Annotated in this window: 6 protein-coding genes; 3 read left to right on the plus strand and 3 right to left on the minus strand. The window is 75.0% G+C overall.

All coding sequences use genetic code 11. From position 1 onward, the window contains the following. Positions 1 to 420: 420 nt before the first annotated feature. A complete protein-coding gene (gene exaC, locus PV342_RS30315) occupies positions 421 to 1,944 on the minus strand; it encodes an acetaldehyde dehydrogenase ExaC (RefSeq protein WP_400803785.1) in 1,524 nt (507 codons plus the stop codon). A gap of 173 nt (positions 1,945 to 2,117) precedes the next feature. Between exaC and PV342_RS30320 the strand changes: the two genes are divergently transcribed. Together PV342_RS30320 and PV342_RS30325 are read left to right on the plus strand one after the other, a co-directional pair. Further along, positions 2,118 to 3,428, plus strand: coding sequence for an AfsR/SARP family transcriptional regulator (locus tag PV342_RS30320; RefSeq protein WP_500319462.1), 1,311 nt, complete (start codon positions 2,118 to 2,120; stop codon positions 3,426 to 3,428). A gap of 100 nt (positions 3,429 to 3,528) precedes the next feature. Then, a complete protein-coding gene (locus PV342_RS30325) occupies positions 3,529 to 4,581 on the plus strand; it encodes a sulfite oxidase (protein WP_500319529.1) in 1,053 nt (350 codons plus the stop codon). A 102-nt stretch (positions 4,582 to 4,683) separates the two neighbouring features. On the opposite strand, the gene PV342_RS30330 is transcribed toward PV342_RS30325, so the two are convergent. After that, positions 4,684 to 5,427: a GNAT family N-acetyltransferase gene (locus PV342_RS30330; protein ID WP_500319464.1), complete on the minus strand. Its 744-nt coding sequence runs from the start codon at positions 5,425 to 5,427 to the stop codon at positions 4,684 to 4,686. 195 nt (positions 5,428 to 5,622) lie between these two features. On the opposite strand from PV342_RS30330, the gene PV342_RS30335 reads away from it, so the two are divergent. Then, positions 5,623 to 7,392 carry an MOSC domain-containing protein gene (locus PV342_RS30335; protein WP_500319466.1) on the plus strand — a complete coding sequence of 590 codons (1,770 nt, stop codon included), beginning with the start codon at positions 5,623 to 5,625 and terminating at the stop codon, positions 7,390 to 7,392. 171 nt (positions 7,393 to 7,563) lie between these two features. Here the strand turns inward: PV342_RS30335 and PV342_RS30340 are convergent, their stop codons facing one another. Continuing rightward, positions 7,564 to 10,098, minus strand: coding sequence for a right-handed parallel beta-helix repeat-containing protein (locus tag PV342_RS30340; protein ID WP_500319468.1), 2,535 nt, complete (start codon positions 10,096 to 10,098; stop codon positions 7,564 to 7,566).

A 10,098-nucleotide genomic window follows, 5' to 3' on the forward strand; every position in this document is an offset into this window, starting at 1 on the left:
CCACGTGCGCGACGCCCTGGAGGACAACGGCGACCTGGTCCCCGCGCAGGACGCCCTCGCCGGACTCCTCAAGACCGGCAACGGCGCCCAGATCCAGCGGGACCTGCTCCGGCGCACCGGAAGCCTCCGCGACATGGCCGCCGCCTGCGTCCGCCGCACGCACGCCTGACGAGCCCCCCGGCCCCGGTCAACGGGCGTGCGTCCACCCGCCGTTCGGCCGCGCGTCGGCGCGCGGGCCCGCCGCCCGCCGTGCCGCGGGCCGAAGACCTGGACGATGTCGTGGCACCGGCAGGCGGAGTCCCGCAGGCCGCCGCGGCGTCCGTGTGGACCCGCGACCCGGCCCGCGGCCTGGACCTCGCCGGCCGGCCCGACACCGGCGAGGTCCGCCCGCGCGACGGCGGCCGGCGAGACAGGCGCGGCCTAGAAGAAGCCGAGCTTCCTCGGGGAGTAGGAGACCAGGAGGTTCTTGGTCTGCTGGTAGTGGTCGAGCATCATCTTGTGCGTCTCACGGCCGATGCCCGACTGCTTGTAGCCGCCGAAGGCGGCGTGCGCCGGGTAGGCGTGATAGCAGTTGGTCCAGACGCGGCCCGCCTGGATGGCGCGTCCGGCGCGGTAGGCGGTGCTGCCGTCGCGGGTCCACACACCGGCGCCGAGACCGTACAGGGTGTCGTTGGCGGTGGCGATGGCGTCGTCGAAGTCGCCGAAGGAGGTGACGGCGACGACGGGGCCGAAGATCTCCTCCTGGAAGACGCGCATGCGGTTGTCGCCCTCGAGGATGGTCGGCCGGACGTAGTAGCCGCCCGCCAGTTCGCCGCCCAGCTCGGCGCGTTCGCCGCCGGTGAGGACCTTGGCGCCCTCCTGCTGGCCGATGTCGAAGTAGGAGAGGATCTTCTCCAGCTGGTCGTTGGAGGCCTGGGCGCCGATCATGGTGGAGACGTCCAGCGGGTGGCCCTGGACGATCTTCTCGGTGCGGGTGACGGCCGCCTCGAGGAAGGCGTTGTAGTGGCCGCCCTGGATCAGCGCGCGGGACGGACAGGTGCAGACCTCGCCCTGGTTGAGGGCGAACATCGTGAAGCCCTCGAGCGCCTTGTCGTAGAAGTCGTCGTCGGCGCTGGAGACGTCGTCGAAGAAGATGTTGGGGCTCTTGCCGCCCAGTTCCAGGGTGACGGGCTTCAGGTTCTGCGAGGCGTACTGCATGATCAGCCGGCCCGTGGTGGTCTCACCGGTGAAGGCCACCTTGGCGACGCGCGGGCTGGCGGCGAGCGGCTTGCCGGCCTCGACGCCGAAGCCGTTGACGATGTTCACCACGCCGGGAGGCAGCAGGTCGGCGATCAGGCTCATCCAGAAGTGGATGGAGGCCGGGGTCTGTTCGGCGGGCTTGATGACGACGGCGTTGCCCGCGGCGAGGGCCGGGGCGAGCTTCCACGTCGCCATCAGGATCGGGAAGTTCCAGGGGATGATCTGCGCGACGACGCCCAGCGGCTCGTGGAAGTGGTAGGCGACGGTGTCCTCGTCGATCTCGGCGAGGCTGCCCTCCTGTGCGCGGATGGCGCCCGCGAAGTAGCGGAAGTGGTCGATGGCCAGCGGGATGTCGGCGGCGAGGGTCTCCCGGACCGGCTTGCCGTTCTCCCAGCTCTCGGCGACGGCCAGTTCCTCCAGGTGCGCCTCCATGCGGTCCGCGATCCTGCCCAGGACGTTGGCCCGCTCGGTCACCGACGTACGGCCCCAGGCCGGCGCGGCGGCGTGGGCCGCGTCGAGGGCCCTGTCGACGTCCTCGGTGGTGCCGCGGGCGACCTCGGTGAAGATCTCGCCGGTGACCGGGGTCGGGTTGGCGAAGTACTCGCCGCGGGCGGGCGGCACGTACTCGCCGCCGATCCAGTGGTCGTAGCGGGACTGGTACTTCATGATCGCGTCGTCGGAACCGGGGTTGGCGTACCGGGTCATGGGGCGGCCTCCCATTGCGAGCCGCCCGCTCCGTCGCGGACGGCGGTTGGGGGGACCGTAGGGGGCACAAGGTTGCAACAGGGTTGCGGCGGAGCGCCACCACGGAACTACACTCGGCGGCACCCCACCCGGTGCCGCCGGGCACCGGTCCGTGCCGACTCCCGGGGACGGCCATGACTGTCACGTACGCGGCGTCCTACGCGGCCTGGCCGCCGGGGACCGATCCGGACCTCCTGCGGCGGGACGTGGCGCGCGCCCACGAGGAGTTCCTGTCGACGGGGCGTCCGCCACGGCCGGTGCGCGACGTCGTGCGTGACTCCTGGCAGCGCTCGCTCAGGGGCGGCGTGGACCCGGAGGCCGACGGGCCCCGCTCGCCCGGGCTCGGCGCCGCGGAACTGCGGGACTACCGGCGGCAGCATCCGATGGCGGCCGTGCTGCCCGTGGTGCGCAGCCTGCTCGTCGAACCGGCCCAGGACAGCGACCAGTTGGTGGCGGTCGGCGACGAGCACGCTCGGCTGCTGTGGGTCGAGGGCACGCCGGGGCTGGCGGCACGGGCCGAACGGATCGGCTTCGTCGAGGGCGCGCAGTGGGCGGAGGACGCGGCCGGCACCAACGCACCCGGCACCGCGGTCGCGCTCGGGCGGCCCCTGCAGATCTACGCGGGCGAGCACTTCATCCGCCCGGTGCACTCGTGGAGCTGCTCCGCCGCCCCGGTCCGCGACCCGGACACCGGCGCCGTGATCGGCGTGCTCGACCTGACCGGCGGCGACGACATCGCGGCGCCGCACGCCCTGGCGCTGGTACGGGCCACCGTGGCGGCGGCGGAGGCCGAGCTACGGCTGCTGCGGCTGCGCGGCGTACTGCCGGCGGCCCCGGCACCGGGGGCGCCTGGCGCTTCGGGGACATCGGGGGCGGGGGCCCGCCTGGAGGTGCTGGCGCGCGACCGGGCGCGCCTGACCTCTCCGTACGGGACGGTGGAACTGAGTCCGCGGCATTCGGAGATCGTCTTCCTGCTGGCCCGGCATCCGCGGGGGCTGGGCGCCGACGCGCTCGCGGCGCGGCTGCACGAGCACGAGTCGGCGCGGGTCACCATGCGCGCCGAGATGTCGCGGCTGCGCAGGCTGCTCGGCCCGCAGGTGCTGGGCTCGCGCCCGTACCGGCTGCTGCTGCCGGCCGCCACGGACGCCGACGAGGTCCGCGCCCTCCTCGCGCGCGGCGCACACCGCCGGGCCCTGGCCCGCTACCCCGGGGCGCTGCTGCCCGGCTCGGACGCCCCGGCCATCGTCGACGCGCGCGAGGAACTCGACTGGGCGCTGCGCCGCGCCCTGCGCGACCGCGGCGACGCCCGGCTGCTGCTCGACTGGCTGGACCGGCCCGGCAACCACGACGACGTCGAACTGCTGCGGGCGGCGCTGCGCGCGCTGCCCCGCGAGTCGCCGCGGGGCCCGGTGCTGCGGGCACTGCTCGACCGTGCCCGGCGGTGACCTGGCGGGAACCGCCCGCCACACTGGTGGGGTGGATGATCCGAACATCGCGCATGTGAGCGCCGCGTCCCGGCTGGCCGAACCGGCCGAGGGCATCGGCATGGACGAGCTGGGCCTGGCGGCCCGCAACCACGCACTGCCCCTGGAGGCCCTGCGCTACGACGTCACACCACCCGGCCTGCACTATGTGCTGGTCCACTTCGACATCCCGCCGGCCGACGCCGCGACGTGGCGGCTCACCGTCGGCGGCAAGGTCCGCACGCCGCTGGAACTGTCCGTGGACGACCTGCGCCGCTACCCGGCGGTCACGCACCGGGTCACCATGGAGTGCGCCGGCAACGGCAGGGCCGGACTGACCCCGCGCCCGGTCAGCCAGCCCTGGCTGAACGAGGCGGTCGGCACGGCCGAGTGGACGGGTGTGCCGCTGCGCACGCTGCTGCGGGAGGCGGGCGTGGCGCCCGAGGCCGTCGAGGCGGTCTTCACCGGCGCCGACCACGGCGTGGAGCGCGGGGTCGAGCAGGACTACCAGCGCTCGCTCACGGTCGCCGACGCCACCGCCGAGGACCCCGAGGTCCTGGTGGCGTACGCCATGAACGGCGCGCCCCTCCCGCCCCAGCACGGCCACCCCGTCCGCCTGGTCGTCCCGGGCTGGTACGGCATGGCGCATGTGAAGTGGCTGTGCGACATCACGCTCACGGACACCCTGTTCACCGGCTTCCAGCAGGCCGTCGCCTACCGCTTTCGGCAGGAGCCCGACGAGCCCGGTGAGCCGGTGACCCGCATCGCGCCGCGCGCGCTCATGGTGCCGCCCGGCTTCCCCGACTTCATGACGCGCACCCGGGTCGTGCGGCCGGGACCGCAGCGGCTGGAGGGCAGGGCGTGGTCCGGCCGGGCGCCCGTCACCGGCGTGGAGACGAGCACGGACGGAGGCCGCACCTGGCACGCGGCCGAACTCGGGGACGAGGGCCACCCCTGGGCCTGGCGGCACTGGCACACCACCTGGGACGCCACGCCCGGCCACCACGTGCTGAGCGTCCGCGCCACCGACGCGGAGGGTCACACCCAGCCGCTGGAACAGCCCTGGAACCGTGGCGGCTTCGCCAACAACCTCGTCCAGCGCGTGCCGGTGGTGTGCCTGGCGGCCGACGCCTGAGGTCCGGGGCCGCCGGGTCGCCGGGCGCACGGGCCGGAGGCGTACCGGCCCGCCCCGCGGCCCCGCCCCTGACGGCGAGGACCGGGAGCGGACCGTCGCCGTTCAGGCCCGGGCCCCCGGCGCGCGGACCAGCAGGAACAGGGTCCGGCGGCGGAGAGTGAAGCCGATCGACTCGTAGAGCCGCAGCGCGTTGGTGTTGCTCGCGGCCGCGTGCAGCAGCGGGGTGTCGCCGCGCTCCTTGATGCCCGCGGCGACGGCGCTCACCAGCCGGGTCGCCAGACCGCGGCCGCGGTGGTCCGGGTCGGTGCACACGGCGCTGATCTCCGTCCAGCCGGGCGGCTGTAGGCGCTCCCCGGCCATGGCGATCAGCCGGCCGTTCTCCCGGATGCCCAGGTACGTGCCGAGTTCGAGGGTTCGCGGCAGGAAGGGCCCGGGCCGCGTGCGGGCGACCAGGTCCATGACGTCGTCGACGTCGCCGGCGCCGAGCCGCACGGCCTCCGGGGCGTGCTCGGCGCGGAGTGCGGTGTCGACCATCTGCACGCCCTCGCCGCCCTCCATGACCTCCCACTCGTCGGGGATCACCGGTGAACCGGTGACCAGGGCGGTGCCGCCGGGGCCCAGCAGCTTGGCCAGATCGGCCCAGTCCGCCGGGTCGGCCGGGTCGGACAGGCCCGCGAAGAGGGACACGTCGGACCGGTAGCGGGCGGCACGGCCGCAGACCTCGGCGAAGCGGGCGTGCGGGCCGGTGAGGGCTCCCCACACGGGGTTGTCCAGGGCGGGTACGCCGTCCCGGGCGGGCTCGCCCCCGGCCTCCGCGGGATGCGCGTGATCAACGGTGGTGGACATGGGTGGTGCGGGTCTCCGTCCATCGGGTCCGGCGCTGTCGCGTGGATCAACACCGTCGTGCCCGCCCGCAATCCCGCTCGGGGCCGGATTTCTCGCGCCGGGCGGTGGGCCCGCCGGGACCGGCCGGGTTGCGCGGCACGGCGGGCGTAATAGCGTGGCCGGGAGGCGGGGGTCGCGCTACGAGGGAGATGGCGCATGGCCACACTGGTCGCCGTCAGCGTCGGCAAGCCCAAGAACGTGCCGTGGCAGGGCCGGACGACGTACACGGGTGTCTGGAAGGACCCGGTTTCGGGTCCGCGCATGGTCCGGCGGCTCAACATCGACGGCGACGGCCAGGGTGACCTCGGCGGTCACGGCGGCGAGCAGCGGGCGGTGCTGGTGTACCAGCTGGACTCGTACCGCCACTGGCAGCGGGAGCTGGGCCGGGACGACCTCACCTTCGGCCAGTTCGGCGAGAACTTCACGGTGGACGGGCTGCCCGACGACGAGGTGTGCATCGGCGACCGGTACCGCATCGGCGGCGCAGTCTTCGAGGTCACGCAGCCGCGGGTGACCTGCTACCGGGTCGGGATGCGCATGGCGGAGCCCCGGATGGCCGCACTGCTCGTGGCCCACCGGCGCCCCGGCTTCTACTTCCGGGTGCTCGAGGAGGGCGAGGTCACCGCGGGCGACGAGATCGTCAAGCTCGGGACGGGGCCGGAGGCCATGACCGTCGCCGAGATCGACGCGCTGCTGTACCTGCCCGGGCACCCCCGCGACCAGGTCGAGCGTGCCCTGCGCATCCCCGCGCTGAGCCCGGGGTGGCAGGCGTCGATGCGGGCGCTGCTCGACAGCCCGGCGGAGGGCGGCGGCACCGCGGGCAACCCCGGGCTGACGGGGGCCGCGGCCCCTCCCCCGGCATGGCCGGGCTTCCGCCCGCTGCGGGTGGCCCGCGTGCGGGAGGAGAGCAGCAGCATCTTCTCGCTGACCCTGGCCGCGCAGGACGGCAGCCCGCTGCCGGCCGGGATGCCGGGCCAGTTCCTCACCGTACGGATGCGGCCGGACCCGGACGGGCCGCCGCTGATCCGCACCTACTCCCTGTCCGGGCGGCCCGGCGCGGCCGAGTACCGCATCAGCGTCAAGCAGGAGCCGCACGGAGCGGGCAGCGGCTTCCTGCGGCGGCACGTACGGGAGGGCGACCTGCTGGACGTCGCCGCGCCGCGCGGCACCTTCGTCCTTGGGGAGGGCGACACGCCGGTGGTGCTGCTGTCCGCGGGAGTGGGCGCCACGCCGGTGATGGCGATGCTGTACGCGCTCGCCGACGCCTGCGGCCGGCGCGAGGTGTGGTGGCTGCACGTGGCGCGCGACGGCGAGAGCCATCCGTTCGCCGCGGAGTCCCGGGCCCTGGTGGGGCGGCTGGCGGGCGCGCACGCCTACATCGCGTACAGCAGGCCCCGGGAGAGCGACCGCGCGGGCGCGGACTACACGGGGGCCGGCCGGCTCGACGCGGCCCGCATCGCCGCGCTGGAACTGCCGCCGGACGCGGACGCCTACGTCTGCGGGCCGCAGGCCTTCATGGACGACATGGCGGAGGCGCTGGCCGCGGGCGGACTGGCCGAGGACCGCATCCACATGGAGACCTTCGGCGCGCTGTCCTCGATCAACCCGGGCGTGGTCGGCGCGGCGGCCCGCGCCCCGCACCCGCCCGCCGCCCCGCCCGGCGAGCCGACCGGGCCGTCGGTGTCCTTCGCCCGCAGCGGCCTCAGCGTCCCCTGGCACCCTGGGTACGGCTCGCTCCTCGAACTCGCCGAGGCGTGCGACGTGCCGACCCGCTGGTCGTGCCGCACCGGGGTCTGCCACACCTGCGAGACCCCGGTCCTGACCGGCGGCGTCGGGTACGCCCCCGAGCCCGTCGACGAACCGGCCGCGGGCAACGCCCTGATCTGCTGCTCGCAGCCGCGCACCGACCTGGTGCTGGATCTGTAGGACGCCCCGAATCCGCGTTGACGTGCGCGTTCTCATGTCACACAGTGGTGCGGCCCCGATCGGGGCGCACGACTTCAGGGGCGGGACGCGATGGAGGCGCGCCTGACCACTGCCGCGCCTCCCGCCCCCGGCGACTGAGCCCGCCGCGACGCTCGCCCGCGGGCCGGGCGGTCAGCCGTGCACCGCGGGCCGCGGGAGGTCGTGGACCTCCAGGGCCATGAGCTGGTCCGCGGTGGGGTCGTCGAGTTCGGCGACGCGCTGCGCCTGCCGTTCGGTCATCTCCTGGAACATCTGGCGCGCGGAGCGGCCGTTGCCGAAGCCCTCCCCGCGCGGGAGGACCTCGAACAGGCGGGTGAGTTCCTCGCGGGCGGTGGGGGTGAGTTCGTACTGGTGCTCCGCGGCCTGGTACTCGACGATCGAGACCAGTTCGTCCGCCGCGTAGTCCTCGAAGAGCAGCGTGCGGCCGAAGCGGGAGGACAGGCCCGGGTTGGAGCTGATGAAGCGGTCCATGTCGCCGGGGTATCCGGCGGCGATGACGACGACGTCGTCGCGGTGGTCCTCCATCAGCTTGACCAGGGTGGCGACCGCCTCCGTGCCGAAGTCGTTGCCTGCGCCGACGGGGGCGAGGGTGTAGGCCTCGTCGATGAAGAGCACACCGCCGAGAGCGCGGTTGAACGCGGCGGTGGTCTTGGGGCCGGTGTGGCCGACGTACTCGCCGACCAGGGCCGTACGGTCGACCTCCACCAGGTGACCCTCGCGCAGCAGTCCGAGGGCCTTCAGGAGCCTGCCGTAGAGGCGGGCCACGGTGGTCTTGCCGGTGCCGGGGTTGCCCGCGAAGATCAGGTGCCGGCTGAGCGGCGGGGCGGGCAGTCCGGCCTCCTCGCGGCGGCGGACGGTCTGCATCAGCTTCACCAGCGAGCCGACGTCGTGCTTGACGCGGTCGAGGCCGACGAGGGCGTTCAGCTCGCCCAGCAGGTCCTCCAGGCTCTCCTCGGGCACGTCCCGGTCGTCGGCGCCGGCCGCGGGACGCGTGCCCACGGCCGGCGGTGCGGGGGGAGCGCCCGGGGCCGCGGGCGCCACCGGGGCGGCCGCGGGTCCCCCGAGGGTCAGCGGGACGCCGTCGGCGGTGCAGTCGTCCAGTTCCGGGGCCGCGCCCTCGTCGGTGCCGAGCGCGTCCGCGCAGTCGCGGATCCGGCAGTGCCGGAAGACGGGGTCCGCGCCGGTGCCCACGTGGAGCGCGGGGAAGCCGGAGCCGGACACCTCGACGGAGGTGAAGGTGCCGGTGGAGCCCTCGGCGAGGAAGACGCCGTTCTTGGCGGGCCGGTCGATGCGCAGGTTCACGACCGTGGAGCGGGCCCCGGTCCACACGACGACGCCGGAGCCGGCGCAGTCCTCCACCGAGCCGCCGTCGACGGTGGCCTCGGCGCCCTTGTCGACGACGACGCCCGCCGCGCCCGCCCCGGTGATCCGGATGCCGGTGAGGACCGCGGTGCCTCCGGTCGCGACCTGCACCCCGATGTCCCTGGTGCCGGTGACCGTGGTGTGCTCGACCCGGCTCTCCGAGGTGGAGCCGACACCGATGCCCGTCGCCACCTCGTCGATGCGGCAGCCGGTGACCGTCGCCACTGCCTGCTCGGCCACGGCGACGCCGGTCATCGCGACGTTCCTGATCCCGCAGTCCGCGAGTTCGAGACGGGCCTCGCCCGCCGCGTGGACGCCGTGCTCGGCCCCGTCGCGGACGAGGCAGTCGGTCAGCCGTCCGGTGGCGGAGCCGGAAAGGTGGACCGCGCTGAAGGCGCTGCGGTCGATCCGGCAGTCCGCGAGCCGGGCCTGCGCGGCGCCCGTGACCAGCAGCCCGTTGGCCCCGGCGTCGGCGACCGCGCAGCCGTTGGCGTCGAGCACCGCGTTGTCCTGGACCACGACCCCGCTGGCCGACGCCCCGCGGATCCGGCAGTCGGTGAGCTCGGCGCGCGCCGTGCCGGTGACGTGCACACCGGCCGCGCCGGGCGACTCGATCCGCAGTTCGCCGGCCGTGGCCTCGGCGGCCTCCTCCAGCAGCAGCCCGGCCCGTCCGGTGCCGGTCAGCGAGGAGTCGGAGAGCCGCAGACGTGCGCTGCCGCGCAGCCGGATGCCCGAACCGGTCGTACGGTCCAGCCGCAGGCGTGCCGCCTCCAGCCGGGCCGTTCCCGAGAGCACGACGCCCGTGCCGTCCACGCCGGTGACGCTGGTGTCCTCGGCGCGGGCGCGGACCGCCCCGGCCAGGTGCAGGCCGGCCAGCCGGGCGCGCTCGAGGCGGCAGCGCCGCATGATCAGGGCGGTCGTCCCGCTCTCCTCGTCCTCCGGACCGCGGGCCTGGACGCGTCCCCCCTCGACGGCGCAGTCCTCCAGCACCAGCCCGGCACCGGGCGAGACGGCGATCGCGGGGGCCCCGTCGTCGGCGCCCCACACGGTGACGCCGTGCACGGCGCAGTCCGGCCCGTCGACGGTCAGCGCGGGCCGGTCCCCCGGCGGCGCGGCCAGCACGACGCTCCCCCGGCCGTGCTCGGCGGTGAGCACGACGGCACGGTCCAGCACCACGGCCTCGGTCCAGGTGCCCGGGGCGATCACCACGACGTCGCCGGGGGCGGCGGCGCGCACCGCGTCGGCGATCCGGTGGAAGGCCCCCCGGCCGCCTTGTCCTTTCGGGGCCACGGTGTGACGCGTCAT

The organism is Streptomyces sp. PA03-3a (genome assembly GCF_033792735.1).
Classification (GTDB): domain Bacteria; phylum Actinomycetota; class Actinomycetes; order Streptomycetales; family Streptomycetaceae; genus Actinacidiphila.